This window comes from Pseudomonas sp. PSB18 (assembly GCF_014596565.1).
Classification (GTDB): Bacteria; Pseudomonadota; Gammaproteobacteria; order Pseudomonadales; family Pseudomonadaceae; genus Aquipseudomonas.
The window spans coordinates 74,526-101,518 of the sequence record NZ_NOIN01000006.1 but is presented as its reverse complement, the minus strand read 5'-3'; the positions used below and the strand labels follow the sequence as shown (position 1 = coordinate 101,518).

Sequence of the window (26,993 nt, the reverse complement as noted above, 5' to 3'; positions counted from 1 at the left end):
CCCTACCAGGAACAAATGTGGGAGCGAGCCTGCTCGCGATGGCGGTGTATCAGACGCATAAGATGCTGACTGATGTTCCGCCATCGCGAGCAGGCTCGCTCCCACAGGGGTGTGCTGGTTTATTCCTTGAGGAAGGTCAGCAGGTCCTGGTTCAGTCGATCCTTGTGCGTCTCGGTCAACCCGTGCGGCGCGCCAGGGTAGACGATCAGTCGGGCGCCCTTGATCAATGCCGCCGAAGCCCGGCCGGCAGCGTCTATCGGCACGATCTGGTCGGCGTCGCCATGGATCACCAGGGTCGGCACGTCGAACTTCTTCAGATCGTCGCGGAAATCGGTGGCGGAGAACGCCGCGATCGAGTCATAGGTGTTCTTGGCGCCACCTTGCATGCCCTGGGCCCAGAACGATTGGATCAGACCCTGGGACGGCTTGGCGCCCTTGCGGTTGTAGCCGTAGAAGGGGCCGGAGGCGATGTCCAGGTAAAGCTGCGAGCGGTTCTCCAGGGACGCCTTGCGCAGGCCGTCGAACACCGCGAGCGGCAGGCCACCGGGGTTGGTGTCGGTCTTGAGCATCAATGGCGGAACAGAGGACACCAGCACCGCTTTCTTGACTCGGCCAGTCCCGTGGCGACCGATATAGCGAGCCACTTCACCGCCCCCCGTCGAGAAGCCCACCAGGGTCACATCCTTAAGGTCCAGCGCTTCGATGACTGCCGCGAGGTCGTCGGCATAGTGATCCATGTCGTTGCCTTCCCACGGCTGGCTGGAACGGCCATGGCCGCGACGATCGTGGGCGACGACCCGATAACCTTTCGACGCGAGGAACATCATCTGCGCTTCCCAACTGTCGGAGTCCAGCGGCCAGCCGTGGCTGAAGGTGACGACTTGGCCATTGCGCGGGCCCCAGTCCTTGTAATACAGCTGAACGCCGTCCTTGGTGGTGATGTAGCTGGCGGACTGGATGACGCTGCCGACAGCCGAAGCAGTGGTCGTAGCAGTAGTCTGTGCTGGCGCGGCTTCTGCGCCGAGGGTCGCGAGTGCCAAGGTAGCGATGGCCAGGGTGCGGTTGAGTGTGTTCATTGGGCTCTCTCCATAAGGGCTGATTGACTGTCGCGACCGCTGTCGATCGCGTTGGTGGGCAGATTAGAGAGAGAGGGCGATGAAGAGAACGCTGCTGGTATCGATAACAACTATAGGAATAACAGATACTTGGGGGCTTTGGTTGGGGGAGCTGGCTTGCGATGAGGTCGTGAAGGTGCTCGCCTGAGCAGGCCAGCACACCAGGGTTTGGGTCTATGCTTACCTTGTCCTTCCAATCAGCCCCACCTGTGAAAAGCCCACAGCCCTCCTGGAGAACACGTGAAACCTTCGATACCCGCCACGGCGCTGCTCTGTCTATTGCTCGGCACGGCGGCTGTCCGGGCCGAGGAATATCAGGTCGTCACCGAGGAGTGGGCACCGTACAACTATCAGGAGAATCATCAGCTCACCGGCATGACCACCGAGATCGTCCGGGCCATCATGGCGCTGACCGGGGATGAATTCGAGGTGGTGCTGCAACCCAGTATGCGCGCCACCCAGGTGTTGAAGACGCGGCCCAGGACGATCATGTACTCGATGTTTCGCACGCCGGAGCGCGAGCCGTTGTACAAGTGGGTCGGACCGATCGTGGAGGAATCCATTTATCCCTATCAACTGGCGAGTGCGCCGCCGGTAAAGTCACTGGAACAACTGCTGGGTGCCCCGCAGATCACCACGCGGCACGCCGGGCTGGTGCCTGAAAAACTGCAATCGCTAGGCTTCAAGAACCTCGACAAAAGTGCAACCGAGAGCAAGCTGCTCTACCGCATGCTATTGGCGGGGCGCACCGCTATCATCGTGGGTGACACCGATGCGGGGGTGGCGTACTACAGCCGTCAGTTGAACATCGCCCCCGGCACGCTGCGAAAAATACCTATCGAACTGTATCGCTCCTCGCTGTACATCGCCTTCAGTCCCGACAGTGAAGACAAACGGGTCGCCGCGTGGGCCAAGGCCTTGGAACAGCTGCGCCAATCCGGCGAGTTGAGGCGTATCCAGCATCGGTACGAGCAGCCCGCCGGGCAATGAACGGTTAACCGAAAGAAGGCATCGGCCCCAACGAGTTCAGAATCCAGGTGATCGCTGCCGCCCCCACGAGCACCACGACTACCACGCCGATAAACAGCCACTTCAGGACTTTCGGCAACACCGGCGGCTTGGACCTAGGCGCGAGGGTTTCTACAGTGAGCCTCATCTCCTCGGCGCATCGCGGGCAGGCCGCGTTGTCGTCGAGGATAAGGCTCCTGCATTGATCACAGTTTTTCATGTCGTCGACTCGAGGCTCAGAATTTGTAGACGATACCCAGCCTACCCATGATTTCCAACGCATTGATCAGGCCCAGCCCATTCATGGGCAGGCAGGCAAAGGTCTGGTGCTCATCGAAGTGAGTGCCGATGGCCAGCAGTTTCAGATCATGGGGATCCAGCTGTGCGTTGAAATACTGAAGCAGTGCCCGTTCCCAATCGTCGGCGCCGTTGACGGTATCGATGGCTTTACGGTCGGGCGTAGCGATCTCGATGTTCAACTGCCGGAGCGGGGCAAGGGTATTGACGGCGGTGACCCCGCAGGACGACCACTCTTTCCATTCGAATCCGGCCAATTGATTGGACTGGGCAAGGGCTGATTCGACTTGAGTCCACGCCCAATCCCACTGTGCCGTTGGCGGCGCAGTGCCCTGGATGAGCGCCTGTGCGTGGTCCTCGTCGAACAGGCAGTCGAACAGATCGGCCAAGCTATCGACCTGATCAAGCTGTGGCTCCGGCCCTTGGGTGTCCAGGTCCCGGCTCAAACGCTGCCACAGATTGCCCAGCTCCTCCCAGTCTTCCTCATCCATGTCATCTTCGATCACCTTTGCCTTGTCGCCGCGCTGGTAGTTGTCCAGCCGTGTCTTGAGGACACGTATCGCGCCGTCGACAAGATCGACTTCATAGCTGCGGTAATCCAGATAGTTGGTCTGGAAAACGATGCGATCGGGAAATATTTCCTGGACGAGGTCTTCTTCAGCGTCGAAATACGCCGCGCCCTCGAGCGAGCCATGGGCGGCGATGATGCGTTGGAACGACAGGGCGTCGATTGGGTTCATGTGGGTCCGATCATAGGAGTATGGCGCTCACGGGTTGGGGTCTGTCATTATCCTGAAAGCCAGGATTTGAGCAGAAGCGTATGAATCGTCAGAAAAAAATCAAGCAGTTACTAAAGGCCCACGCTAAAAAGGCGAGTGCCAAGTTGGCGCCGAAAAACAAACCTAAGTACATCAGTAAAGCGGATCGATTGAAACTGGCTGCTGAGTCCAGTGAAGAATCAGCCACTACCCCTGAAACTGAGTAGATCACAGAACCTGTGGGAGCGGGCTTGCTCGCGATAGCGGCCAGTCAGCCGCCGCTGGTGCATCTGAAAACGCTCCTTTTCAGATAAAAAACTTGCTCGGCGTCTTGCCAAACTGCTTTCTGAACATGTTCGTGAACGCGCTCGGGCTGTCGTACCCCAGTGCCAGCGCGACATCGATAATTTTTTCTCCCACCGCCATTCGCTCCACCGCTTGCAGCAGGCGAGCCTGCTGTCTCCACTGCCCGAAGGTAATCCCGGTTTCCTTGCGGAACAGCCGCTGGATCGTCTTCCCATCAAGGCCGAGGCGGGCGCTCCAATCCGACAGTGTCGAGCCATCGGCAGGATCGCCTTGTAGCGTGACGCAGATCTTCTTGATCCGCGGGTCCGTGGGTTGCGGAAGGTGCAGCGGCAGGGTGGGGAGCAGGGCGAGCTCATCCAGAATCAACTCCATCACCCTGGCTGCGCGGGTGTTCGGGGCGTGGGGGAGCGGCAGGTGTACGGCGACCTTGATCAGTTCACTCAACAGGGCGGAAATGCTGACGGCCTTCGTTTCGGTCGGCAGGTCTGCCACTGCATCAGGCCGGACGAATACGCTGCGCATTTTGACGTGCCCCACGCACCGCACGGAATGCGTCTGCCCGCACGGCATCCACAGCCCCCGATTCGACGGGACCGTCCACTGGCTTGACGCCGTGTGCACGACCATCACGCCTTCGACGGCGTAGATCAACTGGTGCTTTTCATGAGCGTGCGGTGGGATGAACCAGTCCGCAGGGTAATCGGTTGCCCGCCCGATCATGGTCCAGGCGCCTTCGTCGATTTCGAGCAACGCTTCATATAGAGGTTTGATCATGATGTCCTTTTTGCGACGGTTGATTCCCTTGTCCAGTGAGACAGACATTTCCGTGGATTCTAGGATGACGACGCGCCTGTCAGAAAGTGCTGTCACCTTCTGCCCAGGTTTTTTTTCAGACCTATCGCCTGGAAGCTTTTGTCATGTCCACCACTGCCACAGCCTCGACCACTGCCTCAGTCGTCAACCAGACGAGCCCGCTCGTCATGCGGATCATCGGCGCCTGCGCGCTCGCGCATTTGATCAATGACCTCATTCAGGCCGTACTGCCTTCCATCTACCCAATGCTGAAGGCCAACTATGGGCTGAGTTTTGCCCAGGTGGGGCTGATCACTTTGACCTTCCAACTGACCGCCTCCCTGTTGCAGCCCTGGGTGGGCTATCACACCGACCGTCACCCCAAGCCCTGGCTGCTGCCTGCCGGCATGGTCTGCACCCTCATCGGCATCATGATGCTGGCGTTCGTCGGCAGCTTTGGCGCGATCCTCCTGGCCTCCGCGCTGGTGGGCATCGGCTCGTCGACCTTCCACCCGGAAACCTCGCGTGTGGCCCGGCTCGCTTCAGGCGGTCGCTATGGCCTGGCGCAATCGACCTTCCAGGTCGGCGGCAATGCGGGCAGTGCCTTCGGTCCGTTGCTGGCGGCGGCCATCGTGATTCCGTTTGGCCAAGGCCATGTTGCCTGGTTCGGCCTGTTTGCCGTCTTCGCCATCTTCGTACAGTACGGCTTGAGCCGTTGGTACCGTAACCACCTCAACCTGTTCAAGCTGAAACAGGGCGGCAAGGCAACCCATGGCCTGTCCAAGGCGCGGGTGACCGCCGCACTGGTGGTCCTGGCATTGCTGGTGTTCTCCAAATATTTCTACATGGCGAGTTTCACCAGCTACTTCACGTTCTACCTGATCGAGAAATTCCACCTGTCGGTGACCAGCTCCCAGTTGTATCTGTTCCTGTTCCTGGGAGCGGTGGCCGCCGGTACGTTCTTCGGTGGCCCCATCGGCGACAAGATCGGTCGCAAGAAGGTCATCTGGTTCTCGATCCTGGGCGCGGCACCTTTCACTCTGGCGCTGCCTTATGTGGACTTGTTCTGGACCGGCGTGCTCAGCATGATCATCGGCTTCATCCTCGCCTCGGCGTTCTCCGCCATCGTCGTCTTCGCCCAGGAGCTGGTGCCGGGTAATGTCGGCATGATTGCCGGCGTGTTCTTCGGCCTGATGTTTGGCTTCGGCGGCATCGGCGCGGCGTTGCTGGGGTACCTCGCGGACATCCACGGCATCGAGTACGTCTACACGCTGTGTTCCTACCTGCCGTTGCTGGGTGTGCTGACCATTCTGCTGCCTTCGACCAAAGGCGTTTAAAAGCGGGACGGCTTTATTGGGCGGTGTCCCACATTTCCTGAGGTGGTCACAGGGTTCGCGTCCGCTGCAAATCCTGTGGGAGCAAAGCTTGCTCGCGATTGCGGTAACTCAGTCAGCAACAATGTTGACGGGTCTGTTGCTATCGCGAGCAAGCTTTGCTCCCACAGGTCTATGGCTTAACTGACTGGTATCAGGGCAAGCCCAGCCCCCACAGAGCCGGCGCTGTACGCAGATGGCGTGTACCTCGCAAATCCCCTGTGGTGCCATTGGAATCAAGTTTTCAGGGTGACTAACTGCTTGGGATGGGATCGTCGGCTATGACGAACGGTGGTGAATCAAAAAATGCCTTTTGTGACCGGCAATAATCAGCCAAAAGCAGGCATGACCAAACGCTACTGATATTGGCTGCTAACTACCCAATACAGACACGCTTCGCATTCCTTTATACACCGTGTAAAAAGCAGGCAATCAATTACTGGACCCAAGAGAAATGACGGGTGGCGATACCTTGCGAATACAGCATCCCGAAGGTGAACTGCTGAATGTTCTCGAAGAGCTGGGCGCTCTCGCATGGAGGCGATACGGTCGGCGGATAGTCCAGACTTGGAATGGTCGCGAATTTGTGGATGTTCCTGGCGGCCTACCATGGGTGGCCTTTCGTTTCGAGCAGGAAGACGATGCCACGATGAAACGCCTGGAGGTGGCAGTTTCAAGTTATGGAAGCCCTGAGCATTGGCTGCTGATTGCCCATGTTCGAGACTCGCTACCAGGTACCAACTGGGTGGTTTGCCTCGAGCGCGCTGGACTGCTCGAGCTTCAGGCAGCGAATGCGAACCTTCCAGTCTGGCAGTACCTCGAACGAGTGGATCCTGGCTATTTAGATTTTATATATGAAGATTTCACTGGACTGACGGTACACGTCAAGGCGTGCCTGGACCTCCACCATCCCTGATGAATTTGATGTGCGTCCAGGCAGTGACGCTGTAGTTCGCTTTCAGCCCAGGCTTGGTGAAAACGTCTGCGTCGATAGGGACAGGACATCTCCACGTGAAGTCTGTAGATATTCGGAATCATCTTCACGTCCCTACAGGTCTGTTCGATATCATTCTCTCGCCTCTCTCAGATCGGGTCATGCCATGAACCACCATCCTATGGAATCCTGCCCCCGCTGTGGGTCCGTCCAACACGTCAGACCAAAGGGAATTCTGATAGGAGCAGCAAGCCCAAAAAAACGCTTCAATGGGGAAGAAAAAGCAGGCTATCAACGCTTGGATCAACTAGCAGTTGATGAATGCAAACCTACCCTTCTGAAACCAGCGCCGCTGAAGCAACTGGTTGATGGTTTTTTTTGCGATCATTGTGGGGTGGGTTTTGTAACAAGCGATCTGGCCCCTCGTGAAAGAGGCGCAGATTAGGGGCTGTAAGTTAGCCGGCAAGCTTGGAGAAAGACAGGCTGGTGGCCCGGATCGGCTGGGGCCACATTTAGTGGAAATGAGTCTGGTTGCTTCGATAGCAGGGTAGAGGGTCGTCCAAGGAACCTCCTTTCGTCTCGTAAAGTGGCAACCCGATTGACCCGTGTCTATGGTTTCGGGCGACAGATAGCTAACGGAGGCATGGACATGGGCCAGAGCATTTCGCCCGCCGCTTCAGCTGTGCGGAACACAGGCATGGTGGTCACGCCCTTATGGGGCTCGGACAAAATCGGAGGTATCACGGTCGATCCGGACGGTACTATCTGGCTCGGCGCTTATAGTCGCCTCGGACTAGGAGGTGAAGAGGATTCGGGCTTTACCGGCAGTGTGGTCCGCTTCAATGCCAACGGTAGCCTGGACCGCAGCTTCAGTGGAGACGGTAAATCCCTGCTGCCTGTGACGCTCGATATCGAGGACGGCGGTAATGCCGCGGTGCAGCCGGGAGGCGGGTACCTGGCGACGCATTACGTGCAAGTTGGCGGCGCCTGGGTGTCGGGCATAAGTCGCACTTTGGCTGACGGAAGCCTCGATATGAGCTTTGGAAATGGCGGCGTTGCGACAGTGCCTTTCTACTGGAATGACTTCCTGAGCCAGCAAGCGTCGTTCTCGGTACAAACCGACGGCAGTTTTTTCGCAAGCGCTGGGTATCCCTCCGGAGAGATCCATATCGCCCGCTTCGACGCGACGGGGACCTTGGTCTCGTCTTTCGCCGAGGACGGGATCCTGGACCTGACGGCGTCCGTCGGCATTCACCCCGCCAGCATCATCGACGTTTCGCTGCAGGAAGACGGAAAAGTATTGGTCACGGGGCGAGATACCCTGACCCGCCTCAACCAGGACGGTACTCTGGATAGCAGCTTTGCGAATGGGGGCAGCCTGGCCCTGGATGTTCACGCAAACGCCCTCGTCATCCAAGACGACGGCAAAATCCTCCTGGCGGGCGCCTCGGGCGGCGTGGCGACCGTGATCCGGCTCAACGTCGACGGCTCGCTCGACACCGATTTCGGTCATCAGGGGCTGGTCAGTTGGGGCTCGGAAAGCGCTCCTTTCGCAGTAGCGGACATGATCGTGCTGGCCAACGGCAAATTGTTGATTGGTGGAAGCCAAGGAACGAGCGCGGACGGCTATCTGGCTGCCTTGGTTCAGTTGAACGCCGACGGCAGCCTGGACCACAGCTTTGGCAATCCCGACGATGGCTATCACCACCTTGATGGTGGCGGCAACGATGACTTCTTGCTGGGTACCGCCTCGTTCGACGATGCGATCCTGGGCGGGGCTGGCAACGATCTGCTCGATGGTCAGCAAGGTCGTGACCTGCTGACCGGCGGTGCCGGGACCGATACGTTCCGTTATCAGTCAGTCTCGGACAGTTACCGAACCGCAACGGAGGCCCATAGCGACCGAATCACCGACTTCGATCCCAGCACCGATACCATCGAGCTCTTCTCCCTGGGCTTCCTCGGGCTGGGCGATGGACATGACGGAACGCTGGCGATACGAGTCAATGAGAGCGGGACGCGGACCTACCTCAAAAGTTTCGATGCCAACGCGGATGGGGAACGCTTCGAATTGGTCTTCGACGGTGATTTGAGCCAAACGCTGAATGAAACCAACCTTCTGTTTCAGCAAGCCAGCTTGATGGGCACCGAAAAGGCCGATCGTTTACAAGGCAACGCTCGAGGCGAAATCATCGAAGGATTGGCGGGCGATGATCGTCTTCATGGCGCGCTGGGGAATGACATATTGGTTGGCGGGGAGGGCCGGGACCTGTTGGTGGGGGGCGGCAACAACGATGTGTTCCGCTTCGACGCACTGAGCGACAGCTACCGTACCGCCACCGAGAACCACACAGATCGCCTGATTGATTACACCGTGGGTGAAGACAGGATCGATTTGTCCGCCTTGGGCTTTACGCAGTTGGGAAATGGTTACAACGGCACTTTGGACGTGGTGTTCAATGAAGCCAAGAACCTGACGTCCTTGAAGAACTACGAAACCGACGCCCATGGGGCTCGATTCGAGTTGAGCTTGGTAGGGGACCACTCCGGTTACCGGAACCTGGACATCATCTTCGCCGAGCCTTCGGGAAATGAGGTCTTTCAATTGATCGGAGTGGCGGATCTCTGGGGGTAGAACCCGGAAAAAGGGGTTCATAACTGTTCCTCGTGAAATGGGTTGGCGGGCGACCGTGGCGGTCGCCCGCTGGGTGGTCAGATTTGCGCCTGGCCGCCGTCAACAAACAGCTCGATACCGTTGACGAAGCTGGCGTCATCCGAGGCCAGGAACAACGCGGCGCTGGCAATTTCGTCAGCTTCACCGACACGCCCCATGGGGATCAGCGACGCCATGTAGTCCAGCAAGCCCTGCTGCTGAGCGGCATCGGGGCCGGCCAATTCAACCAGGCCAGGAGTGCGGGTGGCGCCGGGGCTGATGGTGTTGATGCGCACCTGGCGGTCTTTCAAATCCAGAATCCAGTTGCGTGCAAATGAGCGTACGGCGGCCTTGGACGCGGCGTACACACTAAAGGCGGCAGTGCCTGAACTGCCTGCCGTGGAGCCGGTAAGAATCACCGAGGCTTTTTTGGCCAGTAACGGCAGGGCCTTTTGCACAGTGAACAGCACGCCTTTTACGTTGCGATTGAAGGTGTCGTCGTACTGCTGTTCTGTGATGTCGCCCAGTGGCAGCATGGAACCGCCACCGGCATTGGCGAACAGTACGTCGATTCGGCCGTGGGCCGCGCCAATCTGGCGGTATAGCGCGTCCAGCTGGTCGAGTTTGGCAGAGTCCACCTGCACGCCGGTGGCGTTGCCGACAGCGGCGACGGCGGCGTCCAGTTCGGCTTGGCGACGGCCCGTGATGTATACGTGGGCGCCTTCCTGAGCGAAGCGTTTGGCAGTGGCCAGGCCGATGCCAGTAGTGCCGCCGGTAACCAATGCAATTTTGCCTTCGAGTTTGTTAGCCATGGTGTTTCTCCCGTATTCCGCTTGATGGAGTTGGTGTGTGGGAGAAGCTTATCGACGAGGCATGGCTTTCAAAATAGAATTGTCTGAAACCTATCGTTGCAGAAATGAAATGAGCAAGCTTCCAGATTTCGAGGGGTTGGCGATGTTTGCCAAGGTAGCCGAAGAAGGTTCGTTCGCCGGTGCTGCGCGTGTCATGAGCGTGTCGGTGCCAACGGTATCCCGAGCGGTCGCGCGCCTGGAGGAGCGTCTGGGTGGGCGCTTGTTCAACCGTACCTCGCGGCAACTGGCACTTACAGAATTCGGCGCGAGCATGGCGGCCAAGGCCGGGGAGATTTATCGGCAGGCCGAAGAGGTGGAGAGCGAGGCTCAGGAGTTATCGATCCAGCCCCGCGGCCAGGTACGCCTGGCGATCCCCATGTCGTTTGGACTGCGTTGGGTGGCACCGCTGATGCCGCAGTTGATCCGGCAGTATCCCGAGCTGTCGATTGACCTGCACCTTTCAGACGCCTCGGTAGACCTGATCGCCGAAGGCTTTGATGCGGCATTGCGCATTGCCGTATTGCCGGACTCATCGCTGGTTGCAAGGCATCTCTGCGCTGTCACCCAATATCTGGTGGCCTCACCGGCTTATCTGGACGTCCATGGCCACCCCGGTCATCCCCGCGAACTGGCGGCCCGCACGTGCCTGAGTTATGCCTACCGAGCCCGTAGCCAAGTGTGGCGGTTCACCCATAAAGACGGCACTGAAGAAGACGTGGTACCAAGCGGCCCGTTAAGAGTGACCAACTCGGATGCGTTATTACCCGTGTTACTTGAGGGACTGGCCATCGCCGAACTGCCGGAATTCATTGCCAGCGAATACCTGGCAGATGGGCGCCTGGTCTTGGTGCTACCGGAATGGAGCATGGCCCGTGGCGGCCTGTATTTCGTCACCCCCACGGCCCGTACCCGGCCGGTAAAAATCAAAGCGCTGTCGGACTTTTTTGCTGAGCATTTAAGCGAGCCCGTATGGCGATGGCCGTGATGAGGTGTTGATCAGAGGATCCATGGCCTGGAGGTGCCTGTACATGATTGCCTGTACATGGAAAAAGGGGACTGGGCTAATGGGTGTCCCCTTTTCGGTCGTATCGTTGGCAATCTCTGATCGGAACGCGATGTTCTCCAATAGCTGAGTCACCACACGAATGCGGTAATCAGCGGTTGCGTGCAGAATGTCTAGCGGTGCTTGGGTATTGATGAGTAGGGACGCGGGGGTGCAGTCGATGCCGGTGATGGGGATGGGATTGCTCCAATTTTTTTAAAGGGCTATCCGATACGCAGGTCGCCAAACCTGATCGCCATCTTAAGCGACGGGAAGACTATAGATTTACGCGCCCAAACCGGACAAGGTGAGAGATTCCGAGTGCATCGTAGGAATCGTGAGAGTTCTGCGCGGAAACGAACCAACATTTTCAGGATTCGTAGGACGGTGAGAAGGAGTTCTGCATGTTGATCGGCCACCGCTTCGAGCGCACCGCCCAGGATGACTTGCTCATCCATTCGCACAATAAGGTGCAGAGTACCGCCGTGTTGCTGGTAGGCGCGCTTACCTTCCTCTTGCCGATGGCGTTCGCCGTGTTCGCGGTCGCTGAGGGACTTTCGCCATCGGCTGGCCTGGATCCGCTGTCCTCATTACTCATCGTTCTCGGGCTGCTGCTGATTCCGGCCCTTGGCCTGATGCTGATGGTTTACACCGGCATCCGCGAGACCTTGCTGTTGTCGCGCGTCGACTGTGAAGGCAAGCGCCTGACCCGGAATTTTTTTGGACGGCGTGAGCGTGTGCAGTCGGTATTCAGAATCAATGCCGTCAAATGCCTCGAACTTCGTCGTCTTCCGCAGGCTGAGCAAGCCCGCACCCAACTTTGGTTGGTGATGCGCGATGGCAGTGAGCATCGCCTGACCACCGATACCGTTCCGGTAGTGCCGGGCAGTCAACGCACCGATTTGTGGTTGCGTGAGTTGGCCGATTACCTGAACGTGGCGGTGCCTACCGAGGTCGTCGGTGCTTCGGCGATGGCGGCTAAGGCCGTCTACAGGCCGGCTCCAGCGCCCACCAGCGGTAAGGTGGTGAGGGAAGCCAGAGGACGCAGAGGGAAGGGGGCCGCGGCTGCGTCCGAATCGAGCGCGGAGCTTGGTATGCCTGCCCGCGCCTTGCTCATACTGTTGGGTACTTTCCTGGCGGTGCTGGAGCTGATTAACCTCGTCGCATTGGTGCCGTCTGTGTTTACCGGACGGTTGCACGCCAGCGGTTTTCGAACGGGGTCGACGATTTTCTATTGGGCCGCGCAACCGCTGACTTTTTCATTCAATTTGCTGATTGGTTTAGCCGAAGTGTTGATCATTGGAGCCATAGCCTGGGGATGTCTTCGCATGGCGTTTCGGGGGCGGATGGGCTCCAATTCCTGAGAATAGTTCTGAAGTCTCGATGGGGGCCGCTTCGCAGCCCAGCGGGGATGAATCCCCTCGCCACAGGGATCTGTGGGGGATTAGGGCAGAGGGCAATTCGCAAAAGCAGCCGCTGATTTCTACTCTTACTCGACGCGTGGACACAAGGAAATTGCCAGCGCCATGACCAACCGCAATCAACTCCACCTGGAGGGCTACGTCCTCCTGCATCGTGCGATCCCAACCGAGTGGCTCGCAGAGCTCCGTAGCCTATTCGACGCGGGCGTAATACCGTCGGATCAATGGCCAACCCCTCGTGGCTGGGACTGGCGTCATTCCCTGTTGGACCGCGATCCAACGATCCAGGCGGTGTGTCGTCTGCCACCGTTGCTGGCGGCAGTGGGGGAGTTGATTGGCGAGCGGTTCTTTCTCGCGCAGGTAGAGGGACGCGAGCCCTTGGCGGGCGGCGGTCATCAGCAGTTGCACCGCGACCTGTCGGCCCAACGGCCAGGCGATACGGCAGTCGCGCTGGCTTTTTTCGACGACTACGGTCCCGAGAACGGCGCGACGCGTATCGTGCCTGGCAGCCATCGCCAGCCGCCGGGAGCGCCACCCTTCGACTTCGCTGACGAGTCCCGCTCCGTGCAGCTTTCAGGGTGTGCCGGCGACATTCTGGTGTTTGATGCCGAGCTGGTTCACGGGGCCAGTCTGAACGTGAGTGGGGCTCGTCGTCGTTCGATCTTGGTGGGCTATTTTTCGGAACAGCTTTATGCGTCGCACCTGGAGACTGCGCACCTGCGCAATATCCGGATGGACACGAGCGAGCGGTTCGAGCCTGCCGATTTTGTCTTTGGCTCGATATAGCCGATGTAGCCGTCAATTACCGTATCTGCGCAGTACGCCCCAACCACTGCTCACGGTCCAACGCCCATACTTCCTTGTCCAATTCCCCGCCGACAAATCGCCCCCGTTCAATCCTGAGCAATCGCATCCCCTCACGTTCGGAAATACGCCGCGAGCCCTGGTTGCCAACCGCCTTGGGCACCACCATCACTGGGCGTCCAAGTGTGACGAACCAATAATCATTGATCACTTTGCACGCCTCGCTCATGTAGCCGAGCCCTTGCCATTGCGGTGACAACCAGAAGCCGCGGTGGTTGTCTGGTTGGTCGAAGAGGGAAATGCTACCGATGATCTGGGTCGGGTCTGACGCCAAACGGATCATCCAGTGCCACTCTTCGCCGCGCTCGATGGCGGGCAGGGCGTGGTCGCGCACGTAGCCCAGTGCACCGTCGGCGGGGTAGGGCCAGGGCACTCGGCTGTCAAGGTAGCGGACCACTTCCCAATGGGGGAACAGCGCCTGGATGGCGGGGGCGTCGGTCAGTTGCAGTGGAGTGAGGATCAGGCGTTGGGTTTGGAAGGTGGGCAGGTGAGGCATGGCGGTCGGTCCTTGAGCGCGGATGGATGAAGGTAATTGGATTCCGGTATCGATGTCGACTGGGATGGGAGTGAAAACGGTAGGTCTGTTGGCATCGGTGCTGGATGTGCTGCCGCTATCGCGAGCAGGCTCGCTCCCACAAAAAGCAGAGCCTCGGGGTTCCTTAGTGACCCATACCCTTGAGCCGCTCCGACATCTTGACCAACGCCGCCAACGAGTCCGCCTCCATCTTGCGCATCAACGCGCCGCGGCGGACCTTCACGGTCACTTCGCTCAACCCCAAGCGCCCGGCCACTTGTTTGTTCAGCAAGCCTGACACCACCCATTCCATCACGTCCCGTTCGCCGTCAGTCAGGCTGTCATAGCGCCGTTTCAGATCGTCCATCACCGAGGCCGCCTTGCGCCGTTCCCTGTCCCGGTTCAGGCCCTGGCTGATGGCGTCCAGCAGGTCCTGTTCGCGAAACGGCTTGGTCAAGAATTCCAATGCCCCGGCCTTCATGGCTTTCACCGACATGGGGATGTCGCCGTGGGCGGTGATGAAGATCACGGGGAGCTGGAGGTTCAAGCGGGCCATTTCCTGCTGGAAGTCCAGCCCGCTCATCCCCGGCATGCGCACGTCGAGGATCAGGCAGGCGGGGATGTCCGGCAGCGTGGCGTCCATGAATTCACGCGCCGAGGCGAAGGCCATGCTCGGCAGGTCCACGGACGCCAGCAGGTCTTGCAGCGAGACGCGTACGGAGCTGTCGTCGTCGACGATGTAGACCATCGATTCGGCAATATCGGGCTTAGTCATCGGATTCCCTTGTCACCGCCGGCAGGGTGAAGTGGAAGGTTGCGCCGAATTGCGGGTTGCTGGACACCCAGATACGCCCGTCGTGGGCCTCGATGATCGAACGACTGATGGCCAGCCCCATGCCCATGCCGTCTGGCTTGGTGCTGTAGAACGCGTCGAACGCCCGCTCATGGTCGTTGCCGGAGAGGCCCTTGCCTTGGTCGGACACGGAAAACAGCAGTTGCTGGCCGGACTCCAGCTCGGCATGAAATTCCAGGACGCGCTGGTCGGCATCGATTTGCCGCATCGCATCGATCCCATTCATCGCCAGGTTCAATATCACCTGTTGGATCTGCACCTCATCCGCCAGCATCGGCGGCAGGCCTTCCTGGATATGCACGCGCAGGGTGATGCCTTGCTCGTTCAGTTCTCCGGCCAGCAGCCGCAGGGCGGTATTGACCGTGTCGGCGACGTTCAGCCATTGCTTGGTGGGGGCCTGGTGCCGGGCCATGCCGCGCAGGCGGGTAATGATTTCACTGGCCCGATGAGTGTCGGCGATGATGCGTTCCACCGCCAGGCGGGCCTTGGGCAGGTTGGGTGGCTCCGTCGCCATCCAGCGCAGGCACGCGCCGCTGCTGTTGGCGACGGCGGCCAAGGGCTGGTTCACTTCGTGGGCGATGGAGGCGGCAAGCTCGCCCAGCATATTGACCCGGGCGATGTGCGCCAGGTGCGCACGGGTTCGATGCACGGTTTCGATGGCGGCGGACAGGCGCAGGGCCAGGTAGGTCGTGCCGGCGATGGCGGCGAGACTGATCAGCACGTTGATCTGGCCGGCCTCCGAGTCTCCGAAGCGTGTGAGCCGATAGCTGAGGATCGTCAGCACCATGCAGATGAACGACACACCCGCGACCGCACGCGCCGGCAGGATCCTCACGGCAATCAGCACCACGACGATCTGGAAGACCCCCACGGCGATCTCGAGATCGGTGATGGTGTCTATCGCCGCGATGCCGAACGCCAGCCCCAGCAGAAGCAGCAGACGCAGCGCCCATTGAGTCTTTCTCATTGAGTATTCATCTCGTATCGCTCGATGTGTCCGGGCTTCGACCCTGCCATTTGAATCACCTCAGGACGGATTGTCCAGGCTGAACTGATCGGCCACTTCATCGTAGGCGAACAGTTCCGCATAGCGCCCCCATTGCGTGATGCAGTCCAGGGTATGGGCGGCGTCGTGCTCGGACATGAAGTCCTCCAGTTGATCCCGGAAACGTCGGGCGGGCGCCGTGCGGGTCGGGCGGTCGTCCAGCACTCTTCGCACATGCCCCACCAGCGGGACATACCGGAGCAGGTGCCGGGCGAACAGCTGCTTGCGTTCATCGACATCCGATTCGGCATAGCGGTGCCCGGCGGGGAGCAGGGTAAGGATCCCATCGCGAAGGTCGGCGAAACGCATCAGTTGCAGCACCTCGGCGACCGGAAACAGATCGCTGTCGCTGTAGCGCAATGCCCCGGCCAGTTCCCGCAGATCGGCCTGGCCGTCAAAGGGGTGATCCTGGACCGCCTCGATCAACCCGGCCAGTGCGTTGGTGGAAATCGGCGGCAAGACCATGCCCACGCCGGTGCCGGCAAACACACCCTGGCGCGGAGAATCCGAACGTCCGCCGCCGGCCATTTGCACATAAATGTGCTCCACCAGGGCCTGGAACGCCGGGTCGGAGCGATTGCGCGGCTGGGGTAGGTCGACGCTGAGTTCCTGCATGATGCGCCCCGGATTGGAGGAGAAAATCAGAATCCGGTCGCACATCAGCACGGCTTCTTCGATGTTATGGGTGACCATCATGATCGACTTGAGCGGCATCCGTCCTTCGCGCCAGAGGTCCAGCAAGTCGGTGCGCAGGGTTTCGGCGGTGAGCACGTCCAGTGCGGAGAACGGCTCGTCCATCAACAGCACATCCGGGGCGACCACCAACGCTCGCGCCAGGCCGACACGCTGGCGCATGCCGCCGGACAGTTCCTTCGGGAAGGCGCTTTCAAAGCCGTCGAGGCCGATCATGTCGATGGCGGCCAGGGCCCGTCGGCGGCGCTCGGGCACCGGCACGTTCAAGGCTTCGAGGCCGACCTCGACGTTCTGCAACACCGTGAGCCAGGGGAACAGGGCGAAGCTCTGGAACACCATGCGCACCGAACTCGGTAATCCCTGGGCATCGACGGGGAAATCAACCGCGCCTGCAGTCGGCGAAATCAGGCCTGCGATGGCGCGCAGCAAGGTCGACTTTCCAGACCCCGAGCGCCCCAGCAGACCGACGATTTCGCCCTCGTTCAGGCGCATGCAGACGTCGTCCAGGACCCGCCGTTCGGCGCCGCCGGCCGAGCCATAGACATGACCCACTTGCTGCACGTCGACCAGGCAGCGCTTCTCCATCACTTGCATTGGTTTCATCCTCAACCGATTCGCAGTCGGCGCTCGGCGAAACCGTACAAGGGTCGCCACAGCAGTTGATTGAAACCCACGACAAAAATCGCCATGACCGCCACCCCCAGTGCCACCCGTTGCATGTCGCCCGCCTCGGTGGCCTGGGCAATGAAGGCGCCGAGCCCTGACGCGTACAGATGCTCGTTGCCCCAGGACACGGCCTCGGCGACGATGCTGGCGTTCCACGATCCGCCCGCCGCCGTCAGGGCGCCGGTGATGTAGTAGGGAAAGACCCCGGGCAGGGCGAACCGTCGCCACCATTGCCAGCCGCGCAGGTGGAAGCTGCGTGTGGCTTCCCGCAGGTCGGTGGGCAGCGCGCTGGCCCCGGCGATCACGTTGAACAGGATGTACCACTGGGTGCCCAGCACCATCAGCGGCGACAGCCAGATATCGGGGTTCAGTTTCAGGGTGACGATGGCCACCACCGCAAACGGAAACAGCACATTGGCGGGAAAGGCCGCCAACAGTTGCGCGACGGGCTGGAGGCGTTCGGCCCAGCGCGGGTTGAGGCCGATCCACACGCCGATGGGCACCCAGACCAGGCTGGCGAGCGCGATGAGTACGGCGACGCGCAGCAGGGTGGCAAGCCCCAGGCCAAAGGTGCTGATGACATCTTCCAGGCCCAAGGTGCTGCCAATGAAGCGTGACAACTGAAAGATACCGGCCATGCAGGCCAGGACAATCAAGGCAATCCAGAGCAGGTCGGTAGTGCGGCTGAAACGGGCGCTGGCCTTGAAGCGCAGGCGTGGCAGCCTGGGGAGTCTGTCCAGGAGTAAGCAGGCCCTGAGGCTGTCCAGGGCCAGCAACGCCAAGGGCACCAGGCGCGTCGAGCGCAGCAGGTCATAAACCCTGGAGCGAGGACGCTTCTGGGAGGCGGTCTGCTCGAAGCGAAACCGGTCCGCCCAGGCCACGATCGGCCGGAAGAACAGCAGGTCGTAAAGCATGATCACCGCGACCATGGCCAGCACGGCCCAGGCGGTCGCGGCGATGTCCTTGCGTGCGATCGCCAGCGCCAGCCAGGAGCCGATCCCCGGCAAACTCACGGTGGTGTTGCCGACGGTAATGGCCTCGCACGCCACCACGAAAAACCAGCCACCGGACATGGACATCATCATGTTCCACACCAGCCCTGGCGTGGCGAAGGGCAACTCCAGCCTGATGAACCGCTGCCAGGGCGAAAACGCAAACTGCCGGCTGACCTCGTAGAGATCGTTGGGGACGGTCCTCAGCGATTGATAGACGCTGAAGGTCATGTTCCAGACCTGGCTGGTGAAAATGGCGAAGATCGCTGCGCACTCCACACCGGATTCCTTGCCGGGGAGAAGCCCCATGAAGAATACGACGGTGAAGGTGAGAAACCCAAGGACTGGCACGGATTGAAAAATATCCAGCGCCGGCAGGATGACCAGGGCGGCCTTGCGGCTTTTCGCGGCCAACGTGGCGATGAGCAGGGAAAACGCAAAGGACGCAAACAACGCGATGAACATGCGCAAGGTGGTGCGCAGGGTGTATCCCGGCAAGTGGGCCAGATCGAGCGACAACGGCGAGGCATCCAGCACAGCGAGCGGCTGGTTCATTTGCTCGACGCCATAGGCGATGAATACGACCAGTACCCCGATGAGGCCAACCAGCGTGACATCGGCCCACCAGGCACGTGGCTCGTTGTATTTGAACGGAGTCAATGCTGAGGCGGCGAGTGGAGAGCGCATCGTGCACCTCTTTTGTAGCGTCGGTGTTTGAGTGCGGCGAGATTAAGTCCAGCCTCTGGCGATGACCACTGAGATTAAGGGCGGGAAAATATACGTTGGTATATCGACGGTCGTGGCGAGGGGATCTGATCCGGTTTTTTTGCTGGCAGGTGCGGCTGTAATGCAACCTGAGTCACGAGCCAAAATACTGCAGGGTATTCATCGGAAATCGAGTTCACCTCAGAACCCTGTGGGAGCGAGCCTGCTCGCGATGGCGGTCTGTCAGTCGGCAAGGAAGTTGACTGTGCCGACGTCATCGCGAGCAGGCTCGCTCCCACAGGGGTGTGAAGTGGCTGCTCGCTGTGTATTTGTTTCTGGAGTGCTTATGACGAAGATGGCGATTTTTCTGGGTGGTTTCCTGGCGTTGACCCTGCTGATTGGCGTGCTTGCGACGATTCCGCCGGTGTAAATGACTGTGGCGAGGGGATTTATCCCCGCTGGGCTGCGAAGCAGCCCTGAAATCAGCCGACTCGGTGCCAGGTAGATCGAGTGGACCGCTTTGGGGGCCGCTTCGCAGCCCAGCGGGGATAAATCCCCTCGCCACAAAGCCCCCGATGGCTAGCGATGCAAAATCACCTGGGCAATCTCCTGCAACCCCATCACCCGCTGTGCGGCATTGAGCTTGATGGCTTCCTTGGGCATGCCGAAGACCACGCAGCTGGCTTCGTCCTGGGCCACGGTGGTGCTGCCGGCGTCGAGCATTTCCTTCAGGCCGCGGGCGCCGTCGTCGCCCATGCCGGTCATGATGATGCCGGTGGCATTGCGGCCGGCGAACTTGGCCACTGAGCGGAACAGCACGTCCACCGACGGGCGATGGCGATTGACCAGCGGCCCGTCCACCACCTGCACATGATAGAACGCGCCGCTGCGGGTCACCATCATGTGCTTGCCGCCGGGGGCGATGAGGGCCAGGCCCGGGTGGATGCGGTCGTTGTTGCGGGCTTCGCGGACTTCGATCTGGCACAGGCTGTTGAGCCGGGCGGCGAACGAGGCGGTGAATTTTTCCGGCATGTGCTGGACGATGACGATGCCCGGACACACCCGCGGCAGGGCGGTCAGCACCGCTTCCAGGGCCTGGGTGCCGCCGGTGGAGGTACCGAGGGCGACGATGCGTTCGGTGGTCTGTGCCATGGCGTGGCCGTTCGCGGCGGGCAGCATGGCATCGGCGCTGAGTTTGGTGGCCGGTGCCAGTGGCGCGGGGCGCTTGCCCAGGTTGCGGACGTTGACCTGGGCGGCCCCCCTGATCGCCGCCACCAGTTCCGGCGCCGATTCCAACAGGAAGTTCTTCAAGCCGCTGGTGGGTTTGGTGATGATTTCCACCGCACCGGCGGCCATTGCCTGCAAGGTGGTTTCCGCGCCCCTGGGGGTCAGTGATGAGCAGATCACCACCGGGGTCGGGCGCTCGCTCATGATTTTCTTCAGGAAGGTGATGCCGTCCATGCGTGGCATTTCCACATCCAGCACGATCACGTCCGGCCACTCCCGGGCCAGCTTGTCCATGGCGAAAATCGGATCGGAGGCCGCGCCCATGACGTGGATGTCCGGGGTGTCACTGAGAATCGCCAGCAATACCTGGCGAACCACGGCAGAGTCATCCACCAGCAATACATTGATCTTTTTTGACATGGTTAATGCCGGGTCCTTATCGGTTGGTGCCTGACCCACACGTCGCCGCTGCACAGGTCGAAGATGATGCTCCGGTAGCCGGTGCTGCCCATGTCCTGGGCAATGAGGTCCAGGCGGTAGAGGGCGGCCATTTCCAGCGCAGCATTGACGTTCAGCCGCGCGACGTCGCCGAAGGGGACTTGCCGTTGCAGCTCGGGGAACATCTCGCCGCCGCCGAACAGCTTGAGCTGGTACTCCTCGGGTTCGGTGTGATGGGCCCGCGCCTCACGGATGAACAGTTCGATGGCTTCGTCGGCGTACATACCGTTGAGAGCCGTGGAGCAGCGCACGCGGCTGGGCAGCATGAAGTGGCACATGCCGCCGATCCGGTGTTCGGGATGCCACAAGGTGATCGCCACGCAGGAGCCGAGGATGGTGCGCAGCCGGGTCGGGCATGTGGCGAAGCGGAATTCCCCCGGTGCCAGGTAGACCTCGGCCACGTCCCTCATCGCAGGTTGCAGGGCGGCGCTCATGGCTTGCGATAAATCGAGGGTGCCACCAGTTTCAACGCATCGGACACACCGTTGAGGCTTTCCGAATGGCTCACGATGAAATACCCGCCGGACTTGAGCCGGGGGATCAATCGGGCAACCACTTTGCTTTTGGTGGGTTGGTCGAAATAGATCATGACGTTGCGCAGGAAAATCACGTCGAACTCCCCCAGCTCCGGCAGGGTGTCATTGAGGTTGACCTGGACGAAGTTGACACGGTTGCGCAACGCCCGGTCGATCAGGAACGTGCCTTGCTGGCTGCCGGTGCCCTTGAGACAGTATTTCTTCAGCATCGGCTGGGGCAGGGTGCGGGCGCGCTCCATCGGGTAATGCCCGGAGCGGGCCTTGGCCAGCACCTGGGTGCTGATGTCCGAACCGATCACTTCCCAAGGCGTGGTGGCCAGCCCTTCGGCCAGGGTCATCGCCAGGCTGTAGGGCTCTTCTCCCGACGAGCTGGCCGCGCTCCAGAGGCGAAAGGTCTTGCCCGGTACGGCGTGGGGCAGCACGTGCTGGCGCAGGAAATCGAAGTGCTTGGGTTCGCGGAAGAAGTAGGTTTCGTTGGTGGTGAGCAGGTCCAGCGCCACCTGCAGTTCGTCGCTGCGCTGGCCGTTCATGATCAGTTTGAAATACTCGCCGTAGCTGCCCAGCTCATAGTGCTTGAGGCGCTTGAACAATCGCCCGGCCACCAGGGCTTTCTTGGCGTCGGACAGGTTGATGCCGGCAGCCTGGTACAGCCAGGATTGAAACTGGCTGAACTCTCGATCACTGAGTGCCAGTGAGTTCACGGTGCGTTCCTTGCAGGTGTCGGTGTTCACTGGCTTTCAAACTCCAGCGCGGTGGGGCTGGCTTCGGCCAGTTGGGACATTTCGTCGATGGACAGCACGCGGCCCACCTCCAGCACGATCACGAACTTGCCGTCGACCTTGGCCATGCCGCTGATGAAGTCGGCACGGATCTTCGCCCCGAAGCTCGGTGGCGGTTCGATCTGCGAGGCCGGGATTTCCAGCACCGCCGATACCGTGTCCACCAGCAGGCCGATGTCCTGGGCGTGGCCGTCTTCGGTGTTGGCCTCGATGATCACCACGCAGGAACGCCGGGTAATCGACGAGTTCTGCCGGCCGAAACGGGCCGACAGGTCCACCACCGGCACGACCGCGCCGCGCAGGTTGATCACCCCGCGGACGAAGGCCGGCATCATCGGCACCACGGTCAGGTTGCCGTATTCGATGATCTCCTTGATGCAGAGGATGCCGATGGCAAACATTTCCGTGCCAAGCATGAATGTCAGGTATTGCGCTTCTTCCTCGACCGCGATGGCGGTTTGACGGGTGGTAGCGATGGCGCCCATGGCTTTTCTCCTTTAAGCGAGCCTGTGGAAGCGGACCGTCAGAACCGGGTGAATTCGGATTCGTCCGGTGCGCTGGCCATGTTGTAGGCAAACGCCTTGGGCAACGTGGTCACCGAGGCCCGCGCCGGCTTGCGGCTGGACGGCCCGGGTGTGTGGTCGACCTTCACCGGCAGGCTGGCCGACTTGGGCGGCGTGTCCAGGGTGAAGAAGCTCATGGCCTGTTGCAGTTGTTCGGCCTGGCTGCTCATTTCTTCGGCGGTGGCGGCCAGTTCTTCGCTGCTGGAGGCGTTCTGCTGGGTCACCTGGTTGAGCTGGGTCATGGCGGTGTTGATCTGCGCCACGCCGGCGGCCTGTTCTTCGGAGGCAGCACTGATTTCCTGCACCAGGTCCGAGGTCTTGTTGATCGAGGGCACCATCTCATCGAGCAGGTTGCCGGCCTTCTCGGCCATGTCCACGCTGCTGGAGGACAGTTCGCCGATTTCCTGGGCGGCGACCTGGCTACGTTCGGCCAGTTTGCGTACTTCGGCGGCGACGACGGCGAAGCCCTTGCCATGTTCGCCGGCGCGGGCGGCTTCGATGGCGGCGTTGAGCGCCAACAGATTGGTCTGGTAGGCAATGTCGTCGATGATGCTGATGCGCTGGGCGATTTTCTTCATCGCCACCACGGTCTGCTGCACCGATTCGCCACCGTCGGTGGCTTCCTTGGCGGCCTTGCTGGCCATGCCGTCGGTGACCTTGGCGTTCTCGGTGTTCTGGTTGATGCTGGCGCTCATCTGCTCGATGGAGGCGCTGGTTTCCTCGACGCTGGCCGCCTGCTCGCTGGTGGCCTGGCTCATGGACTGGGCGGTGGCGCTGACTTCTTCGGAGGCGCTGGCCAGGTTGTCCGCCGCGTTGCGCACTTCACCGATGATGTGGGACAGCTTGCCTACCATGTTCTGCATGGCGTTGAGGACCATGCCGGTTTCGTCCCTGGAGCCGGCTTCGATTTTCGCGTTCAGGTTGCCTTCGGCCAGCTGTTCGGCCACCGATGCGGCTTGCTTCAAGGGACGGGAAATGATCCGGGAGATGAACAGCGCCAGGGCCAGGCCGATCAGCAGGGCCGCAGCCAGCACGGCAATGATCGACAGACGGGATTTTTCAAACAACGCCGTGCCGCGGTCACTGGCCGCGCCGGCACCGGCGTCATTGAGCTCCACCAGTTTCTGCAGATCACTGGTTACCAGCTCGAAACGACGCCGGGACTCGCCCTTGAGCAGCGCATGGGCTTGGTCGGTGAGGTTTTGCCGGGACAGTGCCATCAGGTCTTTACTGATTGCCAGATAGGCGACCCAGTCGTTGCGGGTCGTCTCGAACAGCTGACGGTCTTCGGCATTGGAAAGCAGTTTTTCGTAGGTCGCCAGACGGGTCTCGAAACCTTTCTTGGCTTCTTCCGCTTCCTGTTCGACTGTGGTGCGTTCCTGCTCGGAGTCAGCGGTGATGTGGCGGTTTTCCTTGAGGCGATAGTTCGCGCCGTAGAAACGCATACCGGACGCCGCGCGCATCGATGGCATCCAGTTTTCACGGATTTCCGTGGTGGTGCCGTTCACTTCGCCCAGTTGGATGATCGAGAACACTCCCATGACAGCGGTCAGTGCCAGCACCACAAGAAATGACGTGATCAGTTTGGTGGCGATTCTAAGATCGTAGAACCATTTCATTGGGAAATACCTCTCCATGGAGTTGCTAAAGCGTCAGCGAGCGTTGGCTTGTGAGAATTGGGTGGGGGTGTAGCGGTTTTCTATCTGGGCGATCTGAGTGAGCAGCGCCGGCACGTCGAGAATCAGGGCCACGGCGCCGCTGCCCAGGATGGTCGAGCCGCTGATGCCGCGCAGCGCGCCGAACAACTTGCCCAAGGGCTTGATGACGGTCTGGAATTCGCCCAGCAAGTCGTCCACCACCAGGCCAGCCTTGAGTTCGGCATAGCGCACCACCACCACGTTCTGCCGGCGCGAAGCCCGGCCTTCATGATTGAAGTGGTCGCGCAGGTACACCAGGGGCAGCACCTCGCCGCGCAGGTCCAGGTAGCCCTGTTCGCGACTGGCGGTGCCGTCGTCTTCGCTCAGCTCGATGCATTCCTGGACCATGTCCAGCGGAATGACATAGGTGGACTGGTCGATGCCCACCAGGAAACCATTGATGATCGCCAGGGTCAGCGGCAAACGGATGCGCACCACGGTGCCCTGGCCCGGTTGGCTGTCAAGGTCCACGGTGCCGCGCAGCAGGGTGATGTTGCGCTTGACCACGTCCATGCCCACGCCCCGTCCCGACAGGCTGGTGACGGCCTGGGCGGTGGAGAAGCCGGGCTCGAAAATCAGGTTGTAGATCTCCTGGTCGGTCGGGCTGGCGCCTGGTGCGACCAGGCCGCGTTCCTGGGCTTTTTCCAGAATCCGGTCGCGGTTCAGGCCGGCGCCGTCGTCGGCAATTTCCAGCACGATGCTGCCCGAGTCGTGATAGGCGTTGAGGTGCAGATGCCCCTTGGCCGACTTGCCAGCGGCCAGTCGGGCTTCGGCGGTCTCGATGCCGTGGTCCATGGCGTTGCGCAGCAGGTGCATGAGCGGATCGCCGATTTTTTCCACCACGGTCTTGTCCAGCTCGGTTTCTGCGCCGCTGATGATCAGGTCGATATCCTTGCCCAGTTCCTGGCTGACATCGCGCACCACCCGGCGGAACCGGTTGAAGGTTTCACCGATGGGGATCATGCGCAGGCGCAAGGCGCCGTCGAGGATTTCCTCCACCAGCCCGGACACCGTCGAAGTGGCTTCCTGCAACGAGTCGTCGTGGCAGTTACGGGCCAGCAGGCTGGTGCCGGCGCTGGCGATGACCAGTTCACCCACCAGGTTGATCAGCTCATCGAGCTTGTCGGCATTGACCCGTACATAGGCGCCGTCCTTGGCCTTGTTTTCACTGCTGGCCGATGGTCTGTCGGCCGGGAGTTGGCCAGACGTTCGTGGCGTCTTGCGTTGGTCTGGCAGCAGTTCGCCGGTGGTGACCAGCGCCGTGCTTTCGTCGTTCGGTTCCTGGGCGGTGGCAACCAGCCCGGTATTCGCTCGGTCATCCACGGCCACGATCTCGATCAGGCAGTCTTCCCGGACGAAATCGAAGACTTCATTGATTGCCCCGTGGCTGGCGGCCGAGCGGAAATCGATGTCGAATCCCAGGTAGCAGGATTCGGCGTCAAAGGCTTCGACACTGGGCAACGCCTCGGTCAGCGTGTCGAGGTGGACGATTTCACCGAGGGTCTGCAAATAGCGCAGGAATGACAGCGGGTCCATGCCGTTGCGGAACACGTCCTGGCCGAAGCGCAGGCAAATACGCCAGAGGCGCGTTTCGGAAGGCTCCTGCGTTGTGGTTTCAGCCGCCGGTGCCGGGGCGTCGTCAGGCGGGGGCGCCTGGTACTCCTGCAGGACCTGACACAACTCCATTTCCCGTTTCAGGGCCGGTGGCGTCAGTGTCCCGCCCTGGTTGGCCACCACGTTGATCAGTTCCAGCATGTGATCGCTGGACTTGAGCAGCACCGCGATCAGGCCGGTATCGACCTCGACGCTGCCATTGCGCAGGCGATCGAGCACATCTTCGACGATGTGAGTGAAGCTGACGATCGGTTCCAGGCCGAACAGCCCGGCCGAGCCCTTGATGGTGTGGGCCGCACGGAAGATCGCACCGATAGCGTCATCGTCGGCCGGGTCGTTTTCCAGTTGCAGCAGGGATTCTTCCATCGCCTGCAACTGCTCCCGTGCCTCGACGATGAACGTCTGTTGTGCCTGGTCGAGATTGATGCTCACGCTCATATCCTTTGTCGTGTCGGGCGGTGATGCGGGCTAGTGGCCTGTGTGGCTAATTCGTTTACTCAAATTAACCGTACAGGCCATTAGGCCAGCAGGTTGCACAGCTCGAGTGTTTCGCTAACGGTCTTGCTGCGAGCGGTCAGGGTCAGTTGGGTACCGGCCTTCGGCGCCTCGCGCTGGGCTATCAGCAGCAGTTGCAGGCCGGCGCCGTCCATCTCGGTCACCTGTGACAGGTCCAGTTCCAGGCGCGGTGTATTGCCCAGGCAGGGCAGCAATTGCGCGGCCAGGTCGGCGGCGGTGTAGATCGTCAGCTCGCCGTCGATCTGCACCTGCGCGGTGTCACCCTGTGTTTCGTACAGCAGTGGCATCACAGCCTCCGGCCATCAAGGAAGGATCAGTTTGGACACCGCCGCCAGCATTTGCGCGGGCTGGAACGGCTTGACCACCCAGGCTTTGGCGCCTGCCGCCTGGCCCTCCTGTTTCTTCGATTCCTGGGATTCGGTGGTGAGCATGATGATCGGCGTGAACTTGTAGCTGGCCAGCTTCTTGACCTCCTTGACGAAGGTGATGCCATCCATGTTCGGCATGTTCACGTCACTGATGATCAGGTGCACTTTCTGCCCGTTGAGCTTGCCCAGCGCGTCCTTGCCATCGCTGGCTTCGATCACGTCGTAGCCGGCACTTTTCAACGCAATGCCGACGACCTGCCGAACGCTCGCGGAGTCGTCGACAACCAATACACTTTTAGCCATGAACGGCTCT

Annotated in this window: 26 protein-coding genes; 8 read left to right on the top strand and 18 right to left on the bottom strand. The window is 60.6% G+C overall.

Features of this window, described 5'->3' with window-relative positions; translation table 11 throughout:
* Positions 1 to 119: 119 nt before the first annotated feature.
* On the bottom strand, positions 120 to 1,076 hold the full coding sequence (locus tag CGA22_RS15675) for an alpha/beta fold hydrolase (protein WP_041021334.1): 957 nt from the start codon (positions 1,074 to 1,076) through the stop codon (positions 120 to 122).
* 279 nt (positions 1,077 to 1,355) lie between these two features.
* On the opposite strand from CGA22_RS15675, the gene CGA22_RS15670 reads away from it, so the two are divergent.
* A complete protein-coding gene (locus CGA22_RS15670) occupies positions 1,356 to 2,105 on the top strand; it encodes a substrate-binding periplasmic protein (protein ID WP_041021333.1) in 750 nt (249 codons plus the stop codon).
* Positions 2,106 to 2,109: 4 nt separating this feature from the next.
* Here the strand turns inward: CGA22_RS15670 and CGA22_RS15665 are convergent, their stop codons facing one another.
* A complete protein-coding gene (locus tag CGA22_RS15665) occupies positions 2,110 to 2,271 on the bottom strand; it encodes a hypothetical protein (RefSeq protein ID WP_156996864.1) in 162 nt (53 codons plus the stop codon).
* A gap of 88 nt (positions 2,272 to 2,359) precedes the next feature.
* Positions 2,360 to 3,160 carry a hypothetical protein gene (locus tag CGA22_RS15660; RefSeq protein WP_041021331.1) on the bottom strand — a complete coding sequence of 267 codons (801 nt, stop codon included), beginning with the start codon at positions 3,158 to 3,160 and terminating at the stop codon, positions 2,360 to 2,362.
* Positions 3,161 to 3,240: 80 nt separating this feature from the next.
* Here CGA22_RS15660 and CGA22_RS15655 point away from each other — a divergent pair, with 80 nt between their 5' ends.
* Positions 3,241 to 3,405, top strand: a complete 165-nt coding sequence (locus CGA22_RS15655; protein WP_084213720.1) for a DUF2986 domain-containing protein — start codon at positions 3,241 to 3,243, stop codon at positions 3,403 to 3,405.
* A gap of 79 nt (positions 3,406 to 3,484) precedes the next feature.
* Here CGA22_RS15655 and CGA22_RS15650 read toward each other — a convergent pair whose 3' ends face one another.
* A complete protein-coding gene (locus CGA22_RS15650; protein WP_041021330.1) occupies positions 3,485 to 4,306 on the bottom strand; it encodes an AraC family transcriptional regulator in 822 nt (273 codons plus the stop codon).
* A gap of 95 nt (positions 4,307 to 4,401) precedes the next feature.
* Here CGA22_RS15650 and CGA22_RS15645 point away from each other — a divergent pair, with 95 nt between their 5' ends.
* The 3 genes from CGA22_RS15645 to CGA22_RS15635 all read left to right on the top strand — a co-directional run bounded on the left by CGA22_RS15645 (position 4,402) and on the right by CGA22_RS15635 (position 9,218).
* A complete protein-coding gene (locus tag CGA22_RS15645; protein ID WP_041021329.1) occupies positions 4,402 to 5,613 on the top strand; it encodes an MFS transporter in 1,212 nt (403 codons plus the stop codon).
* A 490-nt stretch (positions 5,614 to 6,103) separates the two neighbouring features.
* Positions 6,104 to 6,565 carry a hypothetical protein gene (locus CGA22_RS15640; protein ID WP_041021328.1) on the top strand — a complete coding sequence of 154 codons (462 nt, stop codon included), beginning with the start codon at positions 6,104 to 6,106 and terminating at the stop codon, positions 6,563 to 6,565.
* Positions 6,566 to 7,232: 667 nt separating this feature from the next.
* A complete protein-coding gene (locus CGA22_RS15635) occupies positions 7,233 to 9,218 on the top strand; it encodes a M10 family metallopeptidase C-terminal domain-containing protein (RefSeq protein WP_041021327.1) in 1,986 nt (661 codons plus the stop codon).
* Between the two features lie 77 nt (positions 9,219 to 9,295).
* Here the strand turns inward: CGA22_RS15635 and CGA22_RS15630 are convergent, their stop codons facing one another.
* Positions 9,296 to 10,048, bottom strand: a complete 753-nt coding sequence (locus tag CGA22_RS15630) for an SDR family NAD(P)-dependent oxidoreductase (RefSeq protein ID WP_041021326.1) — start codon at positions 10,046 to 10,048, stop codon at positions 9,296 to 9,298.
* A 109-nt stretch (positions 10,049 to 10,157) separates the two neighbouring features.
* On the opposite strand from CGA22_RS15630, the gene CGA22_RS15625 reads away from it, so the two are divergent.
* The 3 genes from CGA22_RS15625 to CGA22_RS15615 all read left to right on the top strand — a co-directional run bounded on the left by CGA22_RS15625 (position 10,158) and on the right by CGA22_RS15615 (position 13,336).
* Positions 10,158 to 11,072, top strand: coding sequence for a LysR family transcriptional regulator (locus CGA22_RS15625; protein WP_041021325.1), 915 nt, complete (start codon positions 10,158 to 10,160; stop codon positions 11,070 to 11,072).
* 461 nt (positions 11,073 to 11,533) lie between these two features.
* Entirely contained in the window at positions 11,534 to 12,493 is a 960-nt protein-coding gene (locus CGA22_RS15620) for a hypothetical protein (RefSeq protein WP_041021324.1), read from the top strand.
* Between the two features lie 162 nt (positions 12,494 to 12,655).
* Complete coding sequence (locus CGA22_RS15615; RefSeq protein WP_041021323.1) at positions 12,656 to 13,336, top strand: phytanoyl-CoA dioxygenase family protein; 681 nt, start codon at positions 12,656 to 12,658, stop codon at positions 13,334 to 13,336.
* A gap of 16 nt (positions 13,337 to 13,352) precedes the next feature.
* Here CGA22_RS15615 and CGA22_RS15610 read toward each other — a convergent pair whose 3' ends face one another.
* From CGA22_RS15610 to CGA22_RS15550, 13 genes are all read right to left on the bottom strand, one after another.
* Positions 13,353 to 13,910, bottom strand: coding sequence for a GNAT family N-acetyltransferase (locus CGA22_RS15610; protein ID WP_041021322.1), 558 nt, complete (start codon positions 13,908 to 13,910; stop codon positions 13,353 to 13,355).
* Between the two features lie 163 nt (positions 13,911 to 14,073).
* The gene (locus CGA22_RS15605; RefSeq protein WP_041021321.1) at positions 14,074 to 14,703 is read right to left on the bottom strand and encodes a response regulator transcription factor; all 630 of its coding nucleotides are present in this window, start codon (positions 14,701 to 14,703) and stop codon (positions 14,074 to 14,076) included.
* Complete coding sequence (locus tag CGA22_RS15600) at positions 14,696 to 15,748, bottom strand: sensor histidine kinase (protein ID WP_041021320.1); 1,053 nt, start codon at positions 15,746 to 15,748, stop codon at positions 14,696 to 14,698. Before CGA22_RS15600 ends, CGA22_RS15605 begins: the two co-directional genes overlap by 8 nt.
* Positions 15,749 to 15,808: 60 nt before the next feature.
* Positions 15,809 to 17,113 (bottom strand): AAA-associated domain-containing protein, encoded by a 1,305-nt coding sequence (locus CGA22_RS15595; protein WP_041021319.1) that lies wholly within the window; start codon positions 17,111 to 17,113, stop codon positions 15,809 to 15,811.
* 11 nt (positions 17,114 to 17,124) lie between these two features.
* Positions 17,125 to 18,732: an ABC transporter permease gene (locus CGA22_RS15590; RefSeq protein WP_411157121.1), complete on the bottom strand. Its 1,608-nt coding sequence runs from the start codon at positions 18,730 to 18,732 to the stop codon at positions 17,125 to 17,127.
* Between the two features lie 729 nt (positions 18,733 to 19,461).
* Positions 19,462 to 20,529, bottom strand: coding sequence for a chemotaxis response regulator protein-glutamate methylesterase (locus tag CGA22_RS15585; RefSeq protein WP_041020024.1), 1,068 nt, complete (start codon positions 20,527 to 20,529; stop codon positions 19,462 to 19,464).
* A 2-nt stretch (positions 20,530 to 20,531) separates the two neighbouring features.
* Positions 20,532 to 21,041 carry a chemoreceptor glutamine deamidase CheD gene (cheD, locus tag CGA22_RS15580; protein WP_370444469.1) on the bottom strand — a complete coding sequence of 170 codons (510 nt, stop codon included), beginning with the start codon at positions 21,039 to 21,041 and terminating at the stop codon, positions 20,532 to 20,534.
* Positions 21,038 to 21,874 (bottom strand): CheR family methyltransferase, encoded by an 837-nt coding sequence (locus CGA22_RS15575; RefSeq protein WP_041020023.1) that lies wholly within the window; start codon positions 21,872 to 21,874, stop codon positions 21,038 to 21,040. The genes cheD and CGA22_RS15575 overlap by 4 nt, the downstream gene beginning before the upstream one ends.
* On the bottom strand, positions 21,871 to 22,407 hold the full coding sequence (locus CGA22_RS15570; RefSeq protein WP_024778565.1) for a chemotaxis protein CheW: 537 nt from the start codon (positions 22,405 to 22,407) through the stop codon (positions 21,871 to 21,873). The genes CGA22_RS15575 and CGA22_RS15570 overlap by 4 nt, the downstream gene beginning before the upstream one ends.
* A gap of 38 nt (positions 22,408 to 22,445) precedes the next feature.
* Complete coding sequence (locus CGA22_RS15565; protein ID WP_041020022.1) at positions 22,446 to 24,104, bottom strand: methyl-accepting chemotaxis protein; 1,659 nt, start codon at positions 24,102 to 24,104, stop codon at positions 22,446 to 22,448.
* A gap of 33 nt (positions 24,105 to 24,137) precedes the next feature.
* Entirely contained in the window at positions 24,138 to 26,228 is a 2,091-nt protein-coding gene (locus CGA22_RS15560) for a chemotaxis protein CheA (RefSeq protein ID WP_041020026.1), read from the bottom strand.
* 86 nt (positions 26,229 to 26,314) lie between these two features.
* A complete protein-coding gene (locus CGA22_RS15555) occupies positions 26,315 to 26,599 on the bottom strand; it encodes a lipid asymmetry maintenance protein MlaB (RefSeq protein ID WP_041020021.1) in 285 nt (94 codons plus the stop codon).
* A gap of 15 nt (positions 26,600 to 26,614) precedes the next feature.
* Positions 26,615 to 26,983, bottom strand: coding sequence for a response regulator (locus tag CGA22_RS15550; RefSeq protein WP_003203044.1), 369 nt, complete (start codon positions 26,981 to 26,983; stop codon positions 26,615 to 26,617).
* Positions 26,984 to 26,993: the final 10 nt, after the last annotated feature.